This is a genomic window from Prevotella melaninogenica (assembly GCF_003609775.1).
GTDB lineage: Bacteria > Bacteroidota > Bacteroidia > Bacteroidales > Bacteroidaceae > Prevotella > Prevotella melaninogenica_A.
In genome coordinates, this window is record NZ_AP018050.1 from 1,094,751 (window position 1) to 1,112,760 (window position 18,010).

Here is an 18,010-nt window from a genome sequence, read left to right on the forward strand (position 1 = left end):
GGAATATAACTCTTATAATATAAAGAAAAACATTATAGTTTAGCCTCAACTATCTTCATTATCTCTGCCTCAGCTTCATTAGCTTGAGCAATCAACTTGTTTGCCTCGGCAACTAAATGTTCTGCTTTTTCTTTGTCTTTCAAGCCAGAAGCATTAATCTTCACATTCAGCCCTGCGCCGAGTACAGCAGCACGAGCTGCCAATACACCAACACCAGCATCTGAAACACTGTTAGGATTACCTTCTTCTGCCATTGCACGGCAAAGTTCAAATACTTTGTATGAAGCCTTCATTGTATGCAATGGAACTTCTGTTGCGAAAAGTGTTGCTTCTTGTATTGCCTGAGAGCGTGCTGCCTTTTCCTCGTCAGTACCCTTAGGAAGACCGAAGGCAGACATGATACGATTGAAAGCTTCTGTGTCTTCATCAACGAGTACCATTAGTTCTGCTTGTATTGCCTGACCTTTTTCTGCCCAATTGCTAAACTCTTCCCAACGTGCATCCCAACCTGCTTTATGGCTGGAGAGGTTGGCTACCATCGTACCTAAGGCTGCACCTAATGCACCCATATAAGCAGAGATAGTACCACCTCCAGGTGCTGGAGATTCACGTGAAGTCTCATTGGCAAACTCTTTGACAGTCAAGTCAATGAGTTTTGGTGTCTTATTAGCATCTTCCAGTAAGTATTCAATAACTTTCTCACGTGGATTAAAAGGCTTCAAATCATCTAACCCCATTGACATAATGGCAATCTTGATGATGTCTTCTTCTGGAATACCTGTTGAACGTTGCTGCTTCTTTAGGAAATAAGTTCCAGCCTCAAGGAGCGTACGCTTAGGAATAAGACCAACTATTTCAGTACCAGTCACGCGTATTCCTCGGGTCTGTGCACAGCGACAAACCTCATCAAAGGCAACATGAAGAGGAGTAACGTTAATGTCAGTTATATTCATTGACACCTGTGCAATTCCATATTCATCAATGAACCAGCCAATAGCCTTTGTAGCTTTCAACGTACCGGGTTGCATGATGACCTCGCCCTTTTCGTTCTTCATTGGCTTACCGACAGGCGAACCACCTTCACGCATTGGACGCCCCTTTTCTCTTACATCAAATGCTATTGCATTGGCACGACGTGTAGAGGTTGTGTTGAGGTTGAAGTTTGTTGCTATCAAGAAATCGCGTGCACCGACAGCTGTACAGCCTGTTCGTGCTAACTGCTCATCCCATTCACGTGCACCATAATCAGGTGCCTCTGCTGCTTCTGACATACGCTGTGGAAGTCCTTCGTACTCTCCCTTACGGCAAATAGCAAGATTCTTGCGTTCAGGAGTCTTGGCAGCAGCTTCATAGCAGTAGCAAGGAACCTGTAACTCGTTAGCGATTCGCTCAGCCAGCTGACGTGCCAATGCTGCACATTCCTCCAAAGTGATGCCAGCCACAGGGATAAGTGGGCAAACATCCGTTGCACCCATACGAGGGTGAGCACCATGATGCTGTCGCATATCAATAAGCTGTGCTGCCTTTTTTACGCAGCGGAAAGCAGCCTCAACAACTACTGATGGTTCGCCAACGAAGGTTACAACCGTGCGATTAGTTGCTTCTCCTGGGTCAACATCCAGTAATTTAACACCTTTAACGCGTTCTACTTCATCAGTAATCTGTTTGATTACATCTTTGTTTCGTCCTTCACTAAAATTAGGAACACACTCGATGATTTGTTTTTCTCGTGCCATATATAATTAATATAGATTTAAACAATGATTGTTTAGGGTTTCGAGTGTAAAAATACAAATTAGTTTTTGTAAATCAAAACTTTTAATGCAAAACTATTTAAACAAACTTTAGATACCATCATTTGACAAAGTAATGGAAGATAATCGTATTAGAAATAGGTTTATAAAAACAGTTATTAGGCATAGAAATAGGAGAGATTAGAAGGTGAAAAATGGTTTTTTCTAAAATATAGAGTGATAAAAAGCCATTATATAATAAGGTACACAGAGCGATTCTAAGTTTCTTGCTGAAAGCTTAGAATCGCTCTATGTGATATTTCTTAAAACTCTAAACGTATGTAGTAAACTTTATTACTCCTGCAAACTCCTGAATGCTCTTTTTGTTCGATTTTTTCACATATTATTTTTTCAAAGACCACCAAACGGCTTGCAACTAACGCCCAATTGGCTTGCAAAAGATGCCCTTTTGAGGCCTTACTAACGCCCTTTTGAAACCTTACTAAGCACCTTTTAAAAACCATCTTTGCAACTGTTTGGTAACAAGTAACTTACGTGTGTGTTAAAATAACTTGCTCTTAAGCTATTTTCCCACCTTTTCTTTGGTTGTTTTGTCAATATATTTCTTTCCTTTTTGGTATAAATCTCACACAGAGCAACAGAGGTACCAATGGCGTAGAGAGTAGAGGAGTATAATCGCAATGTTTATCGGAAGAAAACAAAAGAGTTATTCTTTTAGCCAAAACTATCGTCCTTCGTCTACGATAGGATATAGTTCAACAAACTCTCCTTGGTGCTTTTTGCCATCATTTATGACCTCTGCTATTTTCTCACTGACAACATCTATCGAGTGAGAACCAGGTCCTGTATAATGATTATTCAAGTCGGTAGTTGTTGCACCAGGGTGAATATTGAAAATCTCAACAGGTATATTGTTCTTTTCAAACTCCATAGCCATAATGCTTGTCATTGCATTCTGTGCTGCTTTGCTGGCGACGTAAGCCATCGGGTGCCAGTAAGGACTCACATCAGACGGTACGGTTATGTTCACAATTCGTCCTTTGTTTGCAGAGAGTAATGGGATAAGTGCCTTTGTCAAGCAGAATGTTCCGACGTAATTCACTTGTACGGTGTCTGTTACATCTTGCAACTCTGATTCATAGCTTGCTACTTCCATATCGCCAGGAATACCAGCATTGTTTACCAATAGTTCCAAGTCATGATATTTCTCTTTTACTTCTTTTGCAGTTTCCTCCAAAGAAGCATTGTCTGATAGATTGACGTATTGCCAGCCAATTACGTCAACTCCCTCTGCTTTCAATGATTTCATCGCCTCCTCGGCACGCTCACTATTCCGCGCACCAACGATTACCTGCCAGCCACTTTTGCCTAAAAACTTACAGATGCCATAGCCAATACCTTTGTTAGCACCTGTTACCAATACTTTTGCCATATTTGTTTTTCTATGTTTATCAGTGTGATATATTTGCTTGCAAAGATACATTATTTTATTGAGAGAATTATCTTTAATGTTGAGATATAATTACATAAAAGACTTTATTCTGTATATAATTATAATGTGTGTGTTCCTTGCTTGAGTCATCATATATCAATCTCTCTCTTCTATATAGTTTTTTTTACGTACCTTTGCAAAGACAATTTGTCTATATTACAATCAATAAAAGAGATTATTTAATGAAGTTAATTAAATCTATGTTCCTTGCTATGATGGCGGGATTGTTGCTTTCTTCTTGTATTAAGGAAGAAGCTTTAAATGCGGAAGCAGATATTACAGATGTAACGGTTGATGGAACTACGCTGGTTCGTAAGCCTGTTATCACGAATAATGAAGTACTCTTCTATGTTAATGGTTGGGAAGATTTAACCAACTTAGCACCGAAATTCAATGTTACTGAAGGTGCAAAGATAGTACCTGAAAGTGGTACGGCATTAGACTTTACACAGCCTCAAAGCTATACCGTGACCTCACAAGACGGTCAGTGGAAGAAGACTTATAAAGTGTCATTTGTAAGTAATGATATTGCTACTGATTTTCATTTTGAAACGCTTAAGGTTGATTCTACCAGTAAGTATCATACTTTCGTTGATAAGACTGCTGATGGTAACCTTGCAGAGTGGGGCAGTGGTAACTCTGGTGTGTCATTCCTTATGGGTGATAGTAAGGCAACTGAATACCCAACAAGTCAAGCAGAAAATGGTTATGTGGGTAAGTGTCTGAAGCTGACAACCGTTAGCACGGGTTTCCTTGGAGCTATGTTTGGTGCGCCGATAGCTGCAGGTAACCTCTTTACAGGTGACTTCCAGATTGATATGGGTAATCCTGCAAAGTCAACTCACTTTGGTCGTCCATTCTACAAGATACCAAAGGAATTGATTGGTTATTATAAGTACAAGGCTGGCGAGAAGTTCCAAGATAAGGATAAAAAGGAGATTAAGGATCGTAAGGATAGCCTTGCTATATATGCTGTGTTCTTTGAAACTGGCGATGGTGTAGAATATCTTGATGGTACTAATTCACTGACAAGTGATCGTATTGTCCTTCTTGCACAGCTCAAGAATGCTAAGGAAACAGAAGAATGGACACGTTTCTCTATCTCATTCGAGCCTGTAGCAGGTCGTACTATAGACAGTGAGAAGTTGAAGAATGGTAGGTATAGCCTTGCTATCATCATGTCGTCAAGTAAGGATGGTGCTTTTTTCAATGGTGCTGTGGGTAGTACGCTCTATGTGGATGAGTTGAAGTTGTACTCTGAGTAATAGTGGTTTGGAGTTAACAACTAACGAGTTTAATAGTTTAAGAGTTGACACAAAGATATTAAAGATAAAATAAAACAAATGAGACAACATATTATAGCAGTTGCAATTGCGGCTATGAGTTGCACAGTGACAGTTTTTGCACAAACAGATCGTACCTCGGTACTGAGTGTTGCAGAGCATAATGGATGGGAATATGAGGTGAAGGCTGGTGTAAACATTGGTGGTGCCTCTCCTCTCCCTATGCCTGTTGAAATCAGAGAGATTAGTAGTTATAGTCCAAAATTCAACGGAACGCTGGAGGGAACAGTCACTAAATGGCTTGGTAAGGAGCAGAAATGGGGTGTTTCTACAGGTTTGAAGTTTGAAGAAAAGGGTATGATTACTGGTGCAAACGTGAAGAACTACAGCATGGAGATTCTCAATGATGGTAGTCGTGTGGAAGGTTATTGGACGGGTTATGTAAAGACAAACTATAATACAACCCTCCTCACTGTTCCTGTTATGGCAAACTATCGTTTCAATGATCGCTGGAAGGTGCGTGCAGGGCTTTACTCTGCTATCAAGTTAGATGGTCAGTTTACGGGTAACGTGAGTGATGGTTATCTTCGTGAAGGTACTCCAGTGGGTGAGAAACTTACCTTTGCGGATGGCAATACAGCGTCATACGATTTCTCTTCTAATCTCCGTCACTTCCAATGGGGTGGTCAGTTGGGTGCAACATGGCGTGCTTTCAATCACTTCACAGTTAATGCTGACCTTACATGGGCATTTAATAACATCTTTGAAAGTGATTTTAAGACGATTAGTTTCGGACTTTATCCAATCTATCTTAACCTCGGATTTGGATATCGTTTTTAGTGTTCTAAATAGGAGATAAATAAAAAGGCTCAGTCGACAACATTTTCGTTTGTCTACTGAGCCTTTTCTTTTAGATGTATGTTATCGTTATTTTGCAATACGTTCCAATTCAATAGCCATTTCTTCTTGCAGCTCTTTTGCCTTTATAGCAGCAACTTCAGCATAGTCTGTACCTGTACTTGCATAGATAATACCACGTGATGAATTCACCAACAGACCACAATCCTTTGTCATTCCATACTTACAAACCTCCTGTAAGCTACCTCCCTGTGCACCAACACCTGGTACTAAAAGGAAATGTTCTGGAGCTATACGACGAATGTCTTCAAACATCTTACCTTGTGTTGCACCTACAACGTACATGAGATTTTCGGTTGTTCCCCATTCCTGTGACTTCTTTAAGACTTTCTCAAAGAGGCGTTCACCCTGATTATCTTCAGTTAGCTGGAAGTCGTGGCTACCTTTATTACTTGTCAATGCAAGGAGGATAACCCACTTTCCATCATACTCAAGGAAAGGCTTTACGCTGTCTTCGCCCATGTATGGAGCAACGGTAACAGAGTCAAGATTATATTCTTCGAAGAAAGTCTGGGCATACATCTTAGAGGTATTGCCAATATCACCACGCTTAGCATCAGCAATGATAAAGTGGTTTGGATGGTTTTCCTTTATGTATTGAATGGTCTTTTCAAATGCCAACATACCTTTCAAACCATAGCACTCATAGAAAGCAAGGTTTGGTTTGTAGGCTACGCAATAAGGTGCTGTTGCGTCAATGATTGCCTTGTTGAATGCAAAGATAGAATCTTCCTCATTCTTCAAGTGTGATGGTATCTTGTTAATATCAGTGTCAAGTCCCACACATAAGAATGTTTTTTTTGTGAAGATTTCGTTGATTAACTGTTGTCTGTTCATAAAGGTCGTCTTTTAAGAATTTATCAAAAGAGTATATTAAATGATTATCAGTAGTAATTTAAGGGGCGTATGGCTCTTGTGTCCGTAAGTTTTGTGTATAACAGATACACGAACCATACGCCCCTAAATTTTGATATAGCTTTTCTTGTAGTTTCTTCTTATAGCTGCGAAGCTTTGTTCTCTTCTGTTAGAGGTTTAGAAGTTGTGCTGCGAACCTTCCATACACCTAATAACAAACCAAGAATAGAAGCTACAAATGTAGAGATTAACATTGTCTTATCAATTGAAACAGAAAGTGAAAGGCTGATTGCTGTACCGCCAACACATAGTAATGCTCCAATAAATGCTGCTGCAATAGCTGCAATAAACTTCTTATTTCGTGCAACTGGAGCAGTTGATGTTGCTGCAATTACGAATATAGCATACTTAGCCAGCATAACAGTACTGAGCATAATAGTACTCACAATTTCACCCATCGGTAAATTTGAATTGATGAGTTTAACGAGCGTACCAAATCCAACCTGAACAGCAAACATTGCAATGAATGCTATTGGCAATGTGAGAACCCATCTAAATGCTGGGCTTAACGTGCTTACAAGTCGCAAATCATAGTTGCTGTCAATGTCTAATTTGCTTTCTTTCTTTGGTTTTGTTTCTGTGTTCATTTTTAGTTTAAATTGGTTGTTACAACTCTGTTTCCTTCAACTTTTCTGCATTTTCTGCTACGGTCAAAGCGTCAATCATGTCTTGGATTTCACCATTCATGAAGCCCTGAAGGTCGTGAGTTGTGAAGCCGATACGATGGTCGGTAACACGGCCCTGTGGGTAGTTATATGTACGAATCTTGGCACTACGGTCACCAGTTGATACCAGAGTCTTACGACGGCTTGCGATGTCATCGACATACTTCTGATGCTCGTGATCATAGATGTAAGTATAAAGACGGCTCAATGCGCGCTCCTTATTCTTTGGCTGATCACGTGTTTCGGTACACTCGATAAGGATTTCTTCAACCTCACCCGTGTTAGGATTCTTCCATGGATAGCGCAGACGTACACCAGATTCAACCTTATTTACATTCTGACCACCAGCACCACTTGAACGGAATGTGTCCCACTTGATATCGCCTTCGTTGATATTTACTTCGAACTTATCAGCCTCTGGCAATACGGCTACTGTCGCAGCGGATGTGTGCATACGACCTTGTGTCTCGGTGGCAGGTACACGTTGTACACGATGAACACCTGACTCATACTTTAATGTACCATAGACATTATCACCCTCAACGGCAAAGTCAATCTCCTTGAAACCACCTGCAGTACCTTCCGATACGGCTGTGATAGAGAGTTTCCAGCCCTTCTTGTCACAATAGCGTTTGTACATATTGAAGAGATCACCAGCAAAGAGTGCAGCTTCATCACCACCAGCACCACCACGAATCTCCATTTGAACATTCTTAGCATCCTCTGGATCCTTTGGTACAAGCAACAACTTGATTTCCTCTTCGAGTGCTGGTTGAAGCGCTTCGTTCTCTGATAACTCCTCACGTGCCATCTCTTTCATCTCTGCATCACTCTCATTAGCAATGATATCCTTTGCCTCTTTGATAGTGGTAAGACAATTAATATAACGGCGACGAGCATCCATAATGTCGCCAAGGTCTTTATATTCCTTTGTCAGCTTCACATAACGTGACTGATCAGCAATGACATTAGGATCAGTTATAAGTGTTGATACTTCTTCATAACGGGCCTCAAGTCCGTCGAGTTTTTGTAATATATTGTTGTTATCTATCATAATCTTTTAGTTAAATTTATAACCTATCGTTCAACATCCACAATCAGAAATAATCTGATACATGAAGAATCCTATTCTCATGTTAGGAGAATAATATTTTCCTAATTGTAAATTCTGAATTTACAGTTGTGAATTATCAATATTCAAATGTACCAAACTCGCTCTTAATCGTCAAGCTGCGCTTGCCTTCTTCGATGTGTCCGACAATCTGTGCATCGATGTTGAACTCCTTGCTGATGGCAATAACCTGCTCAGTAACCTCTGGACGAACGTAGATTTCCATGCGATGTCCCATGTTGAAGACCTGATACATCTCCTTCCAGTCTGTACCGCTACACTCCTTGATAGCACGGAAGAGTGGAGGTACTGGGAACATATTGTCTTTGACGACACGGCAATTCTCATTTACGAAGTGTAGTACTTTAGTTTGTGCACCACCTGTACAATGTACCATACCATGAACCTCTGGACGCAATTCGTCTAATAATCGCTTGATAACAGGAGCGTAAGTACGAGTAGGAGAGAGTACCAACTCACCTGCATTGATAGGACTTCCCTCAACAGCATCGGTTAGTTTATACTTACCACTGTACACTAAATCTTCTGGTACAGCGTGGTCATAACTCTCTGGATAGTTCTCGGCAAGATATTTAGCAAATACATCATGGCGTGCAGAAGTCAGACCATTGCTTCCCATACCACCATTATAGCGTGTCTCGTATGTCGCCTGACCAGTAGATGAAAGACCTACTATCACATCGCCTGGACGGATGTTTGCATTGTCAATAACATCTTCACGGCGCATACGGCAGGTAACAGTAGAATCTACGATAATCGTACGAACAAGGTCACCGACATCAGCTGTCTCACCACCAGTAGGGTAGATGCCGATGCCCATCTTGCGCATATCAGCCAAGAGCTCGTCAGTACCATTGATGATAGCAGAGATAACCTCGCCTGGTACAAGCATCTTATTACGACCAATGGTTGAGCTAACAAGGATGTTGTCTACTGCACCCACACAGAGCAAGTCGTCCGTATTCATTACGATAGCATCCTGTGCAATACCACGCCATACGCTAAGGTCGCCTGTTTCCTTCCAATACATGTAAGCCAAGGCAGACTTTGTGCCAGCACCATCAGCGTGCATAATGTTGCAATACTCTGGGTCTCCACCAAGAATATCAGGGATAATCTTACAGAAAGCCTGTGGGTAAAGACCTTTGTCAATGTTCTTGATGGCATTATGCACATCTTCCTTAGCAGCACTTACGCCGCGCATCATGTATCTGTTGTTCATATCTTAAAAGGAGTTTTCTTGTGCAAAGGTAGCTAATATTTGTTGATTATCAGTTGAATTAAAGCATAAATTTCAGCTAAAAGAGGGCTTTTATTGCTTGAAAAATATGTTGCCGACTTTTATAGTTGTTTTGAACTTCTATCGTAGATAGATATTATCTTATTGTCTGTGTTGACTAATTAGTGTTTTTTGTTGGTAATGGAGGTTGCAAGTTAATATAGTTTTGTGTGTAAAAGATAGTATTCTTTTTCTCGAGTCAAAGTCTTGATTGTAAAAAATAATTTGTATGTGAGATGCCGATAGATGCTCTTTTGGCTTTGAAAAGACGCCCTTTTGGCTTGCAAAAGATGCCCTTTTGAGGTCTTACTAACGCCCTTTAAGAAGCTAATTAAGCATCTTTTGAAATAGTGGTTTGTAATGGTTTGATTATTAGTTGATTATAGCGGTGAAGGTTAAGGTGCTTTTAGGCCGTTATTTAAGATAAAATTAGGCTGTGTTTTGTAATAAAATTTCCTTTGCATGCGCCCATGCTTTAGCCATCTTTATTTGTGTTATTTTGTCCGAACGTGTCTAACAAATTAAGCAACGTTCGGACAAAAGTATTTGATATGGTTTTTAGATGGATTGGACTGAAGTTTGTTTCTTATGCTTTTAGCCTATGTTTTTATAGGTTATTTAATTTTTCTTCAGCTCGCTGAAGGTCTTCTGGTGTATCAATACCAATGGTTTCAACATCCGTAAGACCTACCTTTATTTTATATCCGTTCTGTAACCAGCGTAGCTGTTCAAGACTTTCTGCTAATTCAAGTGGTGATTGTGGGAGACGACTTACTTCACGAAGTACTTCTGTGCGGTAAGCATAGAGTCCAATATGTTTGAGGAATGGGAAATTCGAAAGCCATTCTTCGCTCTCCTTACCACGTACAAACGGAATGACTGAGCGAGAGAAATAAAGTGCATAGCCATCGTTGTCGAGTACAATCTTAGGTGAATTAGGATTCTCTACAGCCTCCATTGACTCAAAAGGTTTGCCGAGTGTTGCAATCTGTGTACGTGGGTCGTCAAAACACTGCATAACAGTTTCAAGCTGACTTTTCTGTATGAAAGGTTCATCGCCTTGTATGTTGATAACGATATCAAAGTCTCCCCCCACTTTGTCGAGTGCTTCGCAGATTCTGTCTGTGCCACTCTGATGGTCGGTGCGAGTCATTATTGCCTTACCGCCAAACGACTCTACAGCATCGTAGATACGCTGGTCGTCTGTAGCAACAAATACATCTTCCATTATGCTACTTACTTGTCTGTAAACATGTTCTATTACAGCTTTTCCTCCAAGTATTGCTAAAGGTTTGCCAGGAAAGCGTGAAGAGCTATAGCGAGCAGGGATAATTCCAATAAATTTCATACGTGTTTCTATCTGTTTAAGTTTAATATACTACTGGTTTAATGTGCCAGTATGCGCAAAAGTAGTAAATCTTTATTAAAAAGGCGATGACTTCCCGACATATTTCCTTTAAAATTATTAAATTTGTTGGCATGATGAAGGTTACATTGATTGGTGCTGGTAATCTTGCCACACAGTTGGGTAAATCGTTGAAGAAGACTGGTGTCACTATCAGTCAAGTGTATAGTCGTACTGAAGAGTCTGCCCGAACGTTAGGTGAATTGCTTGAGGCAGAGTGGCTAACAGATATAAAAGCACTTCGCGATGAAGCTGATGTTTATATCTTCTCAGTGAAAGATAGTGCTCTCAGTGAACTGATTACAGAGGTCTGTAAGGGTAGGGGAGATAAGCTTTTTCTCCATACAGCAGGCTCAATGCCAATGAGTTGTTTTGAAGGAAAGGCACTACATTATGGTGTGTTTTACCCTATGCAGACATTTTCTAAGGCGAAGGATGTATGTTTTGAGAATATACCAGTGTTTATTGAAGGTGATTCAGCAGAAACAGCAGAGGTTATTAGAAGTCTTGCCAATAAACTATCTCAGCGTGTGATAAGGCTGTCTTCTGCAGATAGAAAGTATCTACATTTAGCTGCTGTTTGGGCTTGTAACTTTACAAATTACTGTTATACGGTAGCTTCTGATATTCTCAGTGAGCATGGTATACCATTCGACGTGATGTTGCCATTGATTAATGAGACAACAGAGAAGATACAGAATATTAGTCCTAAGGAGGCGCAGACTGGACCTGCGGTGCGTGGAGATAAGAATGTTATGAGTCAACAATTGGAGTTGATGAGTGATAGAACGGATTTACAAGAGCTTTATAAAATGCTTTCAAAGGGTATTAATCCACTCTTGGAAGGTTCTACTTTAGATAAAATAGATTAATAATATACTCTAATAAGTAAGTATAATTGATTGTATTATAGCTGATTATAATATTAATTGAATGTTTATAATGATATGATAAACTACGATTTAAAGAAGATAAAGGCTGTTGTCTTTGATGTTGATGGTGTATTGTCTGCTTCTACTATTCAAATGGATGATAAGGGAGAGCCACTTCGCACGATTAATATCAAAGATGGTTATGCTATACAACTGGCTGTAAAACATGGATTACAGCTTGCTATTATGACGGGTGGACATAATGAGAATATCCGTTTTCGTTATGAATACCTTGGCGTTAAGGATGTTTATATTAGCTGTTCGGTAAAGATACGCACTTGGGAAGAGTTCCTTAAGAAGTATGATTTGAAGGAAGATGAGATCATTTACGTTGGTGATGACATCCCAGATTATGAAGTGATGAAACGTGCTGGCTGCCCTTGTTGTCCAAAAGATGCTTGTGCAGAAATCAAAGAGATATCAACCTATATCAGTGATTGTAAGGGGGGATATGGCGTTGCACGTGATATTCTTGAGCAGGTGATGAAGGCGCAAGGGAAATGGGTGTTGAATGAAAAGGCCTTTGGTTGGTAAATTGTAAAATAATGAAGCATATTATACTTGCGAGTAATTCGCCTCGTAGACGAGAACTTTTAGCAGGGTTGGACTTGGAGTTTGAGGTAAAAGTACTGCCTAATATTGATGAGTCTTATCCTGATAATCTACCTGCTGCTGAAGTAGCGGGCTATATTTCTCGTGAGAAGGCAGCCCCCTATCGTGCCTTGATAGGGGAGGGCGACCTTGTTATTACGGCTGATACGGTGGTAATAGTTGGAGATGAAGTACTTGGAAAGCCTAAGGATGCGGAGGATGCACGTCGTATGCTTCAGCTTATCAGCGGTAGAACGCATCAGGTTATTACGGGTGTTTGTTTGTTAACAAGTGATAAGGAACATGCTTTTTCAGTGACAACTGACGTTACTTTCAAGCAGCTTTCAGAGGATGAAATTAACTATTATATTGAGCATTACAAGCCTTTCGATAAAGCAGGAGCTTATGGTATTCAGGAATGGATTGGCTATGTTGGAGTTACATCAATCAACGGTAGCTATTTTAATGTTATGGGATTGCCTGTGCAAAGACTGTGGGAAGAAATAAAGAAGTTGTAATATGAAAACAATTCTCATCCTTGTAGGGAAAACGCAGAGTAAGATATTTAAGGTTGGTATAGATGATTATGTCAGTCGTATTGAGCATTATATGCCATTTAGTATTACTACAATCCCAGAATTAAAAAATACGAAAAGCCTTTCTGAAGATCAACAAAAACAAAAGGAAGGTGAATTGATTTTGAAAGAAATTCAGCCTTCTGATACGGTCGTATTGTTAGATGAACATGGTGCAGAATTTCGTTCTGTTGAATATGCTAATTGGCTGAAACAAAAACAAAACACGGCTCGTCGACTTGTTTTTATTATTGGTGGACCGTATGGTTTTTCCTCAGATGTTTATGCACGTGCCAATGAAAAAATCTCATTATCACGTATGACTTTCTCGCATCAGATGGTCAGACTCATCTTTACAGAGCAACTTTATCGTGCTTGTACAATTATTAAAGGTGAACCATATCACCATGAGTAATTTCTAATTTACCAACTTTATTCAATGTTTTTACGTCCAGCACACATGGTGTTTACCAACAACACTATGTGTGCTGAGCGTTAACACAGAACGTGTTTGTTGTTCCTAAGATAATGGTAGTTATGATAAATAGGTTTTTGTAAACCCTATTAGTATTCTTTTCTAAAGTAGATAAATATAAAAAAGAATTACTATATTTGAAGTTCTTTTGACTTCATATATAGCAAGTAAGGATAAGTTACTATATTAATCATAGAGAATGTCTGTTGGTTTGTCTACAAATATAGTCCCGCCATGCTGTATCAAGAAATCTTTATCACGAAAACCCCAAAGTACACTGATACATGGTAATCCGCAGTTTTTGGCTGTCATTATGTCTACATCACTGTCACCAATATACACAGCACCTTCCTTTGATACGCCCAATTGCCGAAGAGCCTCTAACACGGTGTCTGGTGCTGGCTTCTTTCTAATAGTTTCGCGCTCTCCTATTGCGACCTCTATTGTGTCAGGAAAGAAATGTTTTGCAAGGTCTTGTGTTGCTGCATAGAACTTATTACTCACAATAGCAAGTTTCTTGCCGTGATGCTTTAATTCGCTTAATAACTCTGGAATACCTTCGTATGAGCAGGTTGTGTCAAGGTTATGCTCCATATAATGTTCACGAAACTTGGCGTATGTCTCCTTAAATTTAGGGTTATTACTACCATTAGGAATAGCCCGTTCCATGAGTAGTTTTACTCCATTTCCCACAAACATACGTATTTCTTCTATTGTTCGTTCTGGCATTCCAGCCCAGCGAAGTGCGTAATTTGTACTTGCAGCTAAGTCGTTTAATGTACTTAGCAGCGTACCATCTAAATCAAAGATATATGTATCAAATTCTTTCATTATCCTTTTGTTTACCTCAGACAAAAGTACACAATTATACAGACAATGGCTTATCTTTTCTCTTAAATTTCAAAAAAGTATAATCAAAGTCGCATGTCATTGCTCGTTTTGTACTTTAAAATTGTACCTTTGCATTTCAGAATTATAAAGTAAAGACGATGGCAAAATCTAAAGGAAAGAATAAGGGAAAATCATCCCGTTGGATTATTGTTGCAATTTTTGCGATATTAGCAGGTGTAGCATACTTTCTCTTCTTCTCGGGAATGTCCCGTACTGGAAAAGAAGAATACGTTCTCATTGATGAGGATGATAACATAGACTCTGTATATGTTAAGCTTCAACCAATCTCTACTCCTCAGGGCTTTTGGGTATTTAAGCAGCTTGCAGGAGTTATGGGCTATGCAGACAATATTCGCCCAGGTAGATATGTTGTAGGGTCATCAGGTTCTCTTCAAACTTCACGTCATATCATTAATGGTCTTCAAGCACCTGTGAAGATTACGATTAGATCAGTAAGAACAATTGAAGATCTTGCCACTGATGTGAGCGAAAAGCTAATGTTCTCACGTTCAGAACTCCTTTCACGTCTTCAATCAAAGGAGGTTTGTAAGAAATATGGTTTTACTCCAGAAACTATTCCAGCAATGTTTATTCCTAATACATACGATTTCTATTGGAATACATCTGTTGATAAGTTCCTCGATAAGATGAGTGAGGAGAACAAGAAGTTCTGGAACTTTGAGCGTAAAGAGAAGGCAAAACAGGCGGGTTTCACTGAAAGTGAGATTGTAACGCTTGCAAGTATTGTTGACGAAGAAACTGACAATGAGGCTGAGATGCCAAAGATTGCAGGTATGTATATCAATCGTCTACATATTAATATGCCATTGCAGGCAGACCCAACAGTAAAGTTTGCGACAAAGAACTTTACTGCTCGCCGTATCTATCAGAAGTGGCTTACAGTTGATAATCCGTATAATACCTATAAATATCGTGGTCTTCCTCCTGGACCGATTCGTATTCCTTCAGTGGCAGCTATTGATGCTGTATTGGATTATGTTCATCATGATTATATCTACATGTGTGCTAAGGAGGATTTTAGTGGTACACACAACTTTGCCAAGACATACGAAGAGCATCAAGTGAATGCTGCAAAGTATGCTAAAGCTTTGAATGAACGTGGTATAAATTAAGGAGATAATATAGTTTATCAGACTACCTTATCCCGATGTTTTAATACTTTATTTTATCATGTGCGATGCCTCACACGTATTGTGCTGACGCTTCGCATATATTGTGTCTATGCCTCGCACATATTGTGCGGATGTTAAAAACCAACGAAAGTTGGGGCTATCTGTCTTACTAAAATTAGACTTCTCTATTAGAAATTACCTATTGCTTGCCAAAGATTATCTTTAGGCAGCGGTGATTCTATACAAATCTTCTCCTTTGAAACAGGGTGAATAAATTCAACGCGGTGGCTCAACAAGCAGATACTTCCATCTGGGTTAGAACGTGGAGCACCATATTTCAAATCGCCTTTTATAGGACAATCCATGTTAGATAGCTGGCAACGAATCTGATGATGACGGCCTGTCATCAGATTAATCTCTAATAGTGTGTAACGTTCTGACTGGTTGATTACTTTATAATGTAAGATAGATTTCTTAGAAGTTGGGACCTGATGATTATAAGCGTAACTCTTATTTTGTCGCTCATTACGTACAAGCCAGTCTGTTAGTGTTGCTTCTGTTTCAAATGGTGGACGCGTAACAATAGCCCAATAAGTCTTATGTACCTCACCATTACGGAACATATCGTTTAGCCTTGTAAGTGCTTTTGATGTCTTGGCAAAGACAACTAATCCTGCTACAGGGCGGTCAAGTCTATGGACAACACCTAAAAATACATTTCCTGGTTTCTGGTATTTCTCCTTTATCCATTGTTTGACAATCTCTGATAAAGGTTCATCACCTGTTTTATCGCCTTGTACTATCTCGCCTGCCTCTTTGTAGACGATGATGATATGATTATCTTCGTAAAGTACTTCCATAGTAAGAAATGTCTTTATTGAGAGCTATAATAAAAGATTATCAGTATTAACAATTATAGAGAAAAAGCTTATATAATGTCTTTTATCTGTGATGTATGCGTTAAAAGAAAAGTTAACCTAACTATTTTAATGAGTCAAAGAGATTATAGAAGCAAATTATATCCTTCCCTCCCTACCCTTCCAGCATTGCTGTTAGGAGGGAGGGAAGAAGCTTTACATATTCATACCACCGTCAACCTGGAGAACCTGACCTGTAACATAGCTTGACAGTTCAGAACCAAGGTAAACAGCTGTGTTTGCAATATCTTCAACAGTACCACCACGACGGAGAGGAATCTTTGAAGTCCATTCCTTACGAATATCGTCGTCCAAAGCCTGTGTCATAGCTGTATCAATGAAACCTGGAGCAATAGCATTTGCACGAATACCCTTAGGCCCCATCTCCTGAGCAACGCTCTTAGCCAAAGCAATCATACCAGCCTTTGATGCAGCATAGTTAGCCTGACCAGCATTACCATGAACACCAACAACACTCGCCATGTTGATAATGCTACCGCCACGCTGACGCATCATTACTGGTACACAAGCGTGAATGAAGTTGAAGGCACTCTTAAGGTTTACTGCGATAACAGCATCCCACTGCTGCTCAGTCATACGAAGCATAAGACCATCCTTTGTAATACCAGCATTATTAATGAGGATATCAATAGAACCGAACTCCTCCTTAACCTGCTTTACAACCTCTTCAGACTGTGCGAAGTCTGCAGCATTACTTGCATAACCCTTAGCTTTAACACCAAAAGCAGCAATCTCTGCCTCAGTTGCTTTGCCATTCTCGTCGATAACGAGGTCGGTGAATGCAACGTTTGCACCCTCCTCTGCAAACTTCAATGCGATAGCCTTACCAATACCACGTGCAGCACCTGTAATCAGGGCTGTCTTACCTTCCAATAATTTCATGTTGTTTTGATTTATATTGTTAGTTTATAAGTTTATGAATAAGCAAGCTGACTGAAATCACATGATAGAATAATGGTTTATTTCAGTCCGCTCTTTCCTAATGCGCCATACACAACTTTAGCAACAAGTGGACGTGAAGACTCCTCTGTTAGTCCATGACCTAAGCGACCATAGATAAATGGAACTTCGAGTCCTTTGATACAATAGTGTGTGATGTCCGCTACAAGTTCAACGTTTTCAATATCAAAATCTCCATCTTCCTTGGCATCAGAATAAACCTTACGGAAGAGCTCGATTTCGTCCTCATCAAAATTCTTTCGCGCCTTCTCTACCATCCATATATTCCTAAAGAACTCTGCACGTAGATTACCATTACGCATCACAGTTTCTTTAATCATACTAAGATGAGTGTAAATAAGTTCGATGATTTTATCCTGAGGGCTGATATTCTTTGCAGCTACTTCGTCCAACTTATCTGACAAGCGTTCCAGCTCCGACTCAATCACAGCATAATACACGTCATCCTTACTCTTAAAGTAAGTATAGAGCGTACGTCTACCTTTACCTGAAGCCTTAGCGATGTCATTCATCGTTGTGTTGGCAATGCCATTTTTTGCAAAAAGTTGGCGTGCTACATCAACAAGCTTTTGTCTAGTTTTTGATATTGACATACCCTTGTAATTATCTATTTAGTTATTTGCACAGCGCAAATCTTATGTGCAAAAGTATAGATTATATCCCAAATTCGCA

Annotated in this window: 18 protein-coding genes; 7 read left to right on the plus strand and 11 right to left on the minus strand. The window is 39.7% G+C overall.

Features of this window, described 5'->3' with window-relative positions; translation table 11 throughout:
- Positions 1-32: 32 nt before the first annotated feature.
- Both ftcD and PMEL_RS11090 read right to left on the minus strand, forming a co-directional pair.
- The gene (ftcD, locus tag PMEL_RS11085) at positions 33-1,736 is read right to left on the minus strand and encodes a glutamate formimidoyltransferase (protein WP_120175313.1); all 1,704 of its coding nucleotides are present in this window, start codon (positions 1,734-1,736) and stop codon (positions 33-35) included.
- Positions 1,737-2,478: 742 nt separating this feature from the next.
- Positions 2,479-3,186, minus strand: a complete 708-nt coding sequence (locus PMEL_RS11090; protein ID WP_120175314.1) for an SDR family NAD(P)-dependent oxidoreductase — start codon at positions 3,184-3,186, stop codon at positions 2,479-2,481.
- A 242-nt stretch (positions 3,187-3,428) separates the two neighbouring features.
- Between PMEL_RS11090 and PMEL_RS11095 the strand changes: the two genes are divergently transcribed.
- Both PMEL_RS11095 and PMEL_RS11100 read left to right on the plus strand, forming a co-directional pair.
- Complete coding sequence (locus PMEL_RS11095) at positions 3,429-4,511, plus strand: PCMD domain-containing protein (protein WP_120175315.1); 1,083 nt, start codon at positions 3,429-3,431, stop codon at positions 4,509-4,511.
- 78 nt (positions 4,512-4,589) lie between these two features.
- Positions 4,590-5,369, plus strand: coding sequence for a porin family protein (locus PMEL_RS11100; protein WP_120175316.1), 780 nt, complete (start codon positions 4,590-4,592; stop codon positions 5,367-5,369).
- 87 nt (positions 5,370-5,456) lie between these two features.
- On the opposite strand, the gene pyrF is transcribed toward PMEL_RS11100, so the two are convergent.
- The 5 genes from pyrF to kdsB all read right to left on the minus strand — a co-directional run bounded on the left by pyrF (position 5,457) and on the right by kdsB (position 10,786).
- Positions 5,457-6,284 carry an orotidine-5'-phosphate decarboxylase gene (gene pyrF / locus PMEL_RS11105; protein ID WP_120175317.1) on the minus strand — a complete coding sequence of 276 codons (828 nt, stop codon included), beginning with the start codon at positions 6,282-6,284 and terminating at the stop codon, positions 5,457-5,459.
- A gap of 158 nt (positions 6,285-6,442) precedes the next feature.
- Entirely contained in the window at positions 6,443-6,949 is a 507-nt protein-coding gene (locus PMEL_RS11110; protein WP_120175318.1) for a flagellar biosynthesis protein FliQ, read from the minus strand.
- 19 nt (positions 6,950-6,968) lie between these two features.
- Complete coding sequence (gene prfA, locus PMEL_RS11115) at positions 6,969-8,081, minus strand: peptide chain release factor 1 (RefSeq protein WP_120175320.1); 1,113 nt, start codon at positions 8,079-8,081, stop codon at positions 6,969-6,971.
- A 136-nt stretch (positions 8,082-8,217) separates the two neighbouring features.
- A complete protein-coding gene (locus PMEL_RS11120) occupies positions 8,218-9,381 on the minus strand; it encodes an AIR synthase-related protein (protein WP_120175321.1) in 1,164 nt (387 codons plus the stop codon).
- A gap of 664 nt (positions 9,382-10,045) precedes the next feature.
- Positions 10,046-10,786, minus strand: coding sequence for a 3-deoxy-manno-octulosonate cytidylyltransferase (gene kdsB, locus PMEL_RS11125; protein ID WP_120175322.1), 741 nt, complete (start codon positions 10,784-10,786; stop codon positions 10,046-10,048).
- A 131-nt stretch (positions 10,787-10,917) separates the two neighbouring features.
- Between kdsB and PMEL_RS11130 the strand changes: the two genes are divergently transcribed.
- From PMEL_RS11130 to rlmH, 4 genes are all read left to right on the plus strand, one after another.
- The gene (locus PMEL_RS11130; RefSeq protein WP_120175323.1) at positions 10,918-11,715 is read left to right on the plus strand and encodes a Rossmann-like and DUF2520 domain-containing protein; all 798 of its coding nucleotides are present in this window, start codon (positions 10,918-10,920) and stop codon (positions 11,713-11,715) included.
- 75 nt (positions 11,716-11,790) lie between these two features.
- Positions 11,791-12,309, plus strand: a complete 519-nt coding sequence (locus tag PMEL_RS11135; protein WP_120175553.1) for a KdsC family phosphatase — start codon at positions 11,791-11,793, stop codon at positions 12,307-12,309.
- Positions 12,310-12,320: 11 nt separating this feature from the next.
- Complete coding sequence (locus PMEL_RS11140; protein ID WP_120175325.1) at positions 12,321-12,884, plus strand: Maf-like protein; 564 nt, start codon at positions 12,321-12,323, stop codon at positions 12,882-12,884.
- Position 12,885: 1 nt separating this feature from the next.
- Complete coding sequence (rlmH, locus tag PMEL_RS11145; RefSeq protein WP_120175326.1) at positions 12,886-13,356, plus strand: 23S rRNA (pseudouridine(1915)-N(3))-methyltransferase RlmH; 471 nt, start codon at positions 12,886-12,888, stop codon at positions 13,354-13,356.
- A 246-nt stretch (positions 13,357-13,602) separates the two neighbouring features.
- On the opposite strand, the gene PMEL_RS11150 is transcribed toward rlmH, so the two are convergent.
- Entirely contained in the window at positions 13,603-14,247 is a 645-nt protein-coding gene (locus tag PMEL_RS11150) for an HAD family hydrolase (protein WP_120175328.1), read from the minus strand.
- Positions 14,248-14,405: 158 nt separating this feature from the next.
- On the opposite strand from PMEL_RS11150, the gene mltG reads away from it, so the two are divergent.
- Positions 14,406-15,440: an endolytic transglycosylase MltG gene (gene mltG / locus PMEL_RS11155; RefSeq protein WP_120175329.1), complete on the plus strand. Its 1,035-nt coding sequence runs from the start codon at positions 14,406-14,408 to the stop codon at positions 15,438-15,440.
- Positions 15,441-15,628: 188 nt separating this feature from the next.
- On the opposite strand, the gene PMEL_RS11160 is transcribed toward mltG, so the two are convergent.
- From PMEL_RS11160 to PMEL_RS11170, 3 genes are all read right to left on the minus strand, one after another.
- A complete protein-coding gene (locus tag PMEL_RS11160; protein ID WP_120175330.1) occupies positions 15,629-16,300 on the minus strand; it encodes an RluA family pseudouridine synthase in 672 nt (223 codons plus the stop codon).
- Positions 16,301-16,513: 213 nt separating this feature from the next.
- Positions 16,514-17,260, minus strand: coding sequence for a 3-oxoacyl-[acyl-carrier-protein] reductase (gene fabG, locus PMEL_RS11165; RefSeq protein ID WP_120175332.1), 747 nt, complete (start codon positions 17,258-17,260; stop codon positions 16,514-16,516).
- Between the two features lie 77 nt (positions 17,261-17,337).
- Entirely contained in the window at positions 17,338-17,931 is a 594-nt protein-coding gene (locus PMEL_RS11170) for a TetR/AcrR family transcriptional regulator (protein ID WP_004359820.1), read from the minus strand.
- Between the last annotated feature and the right edge of the window lie 79 nt (positions 17,932-18,010).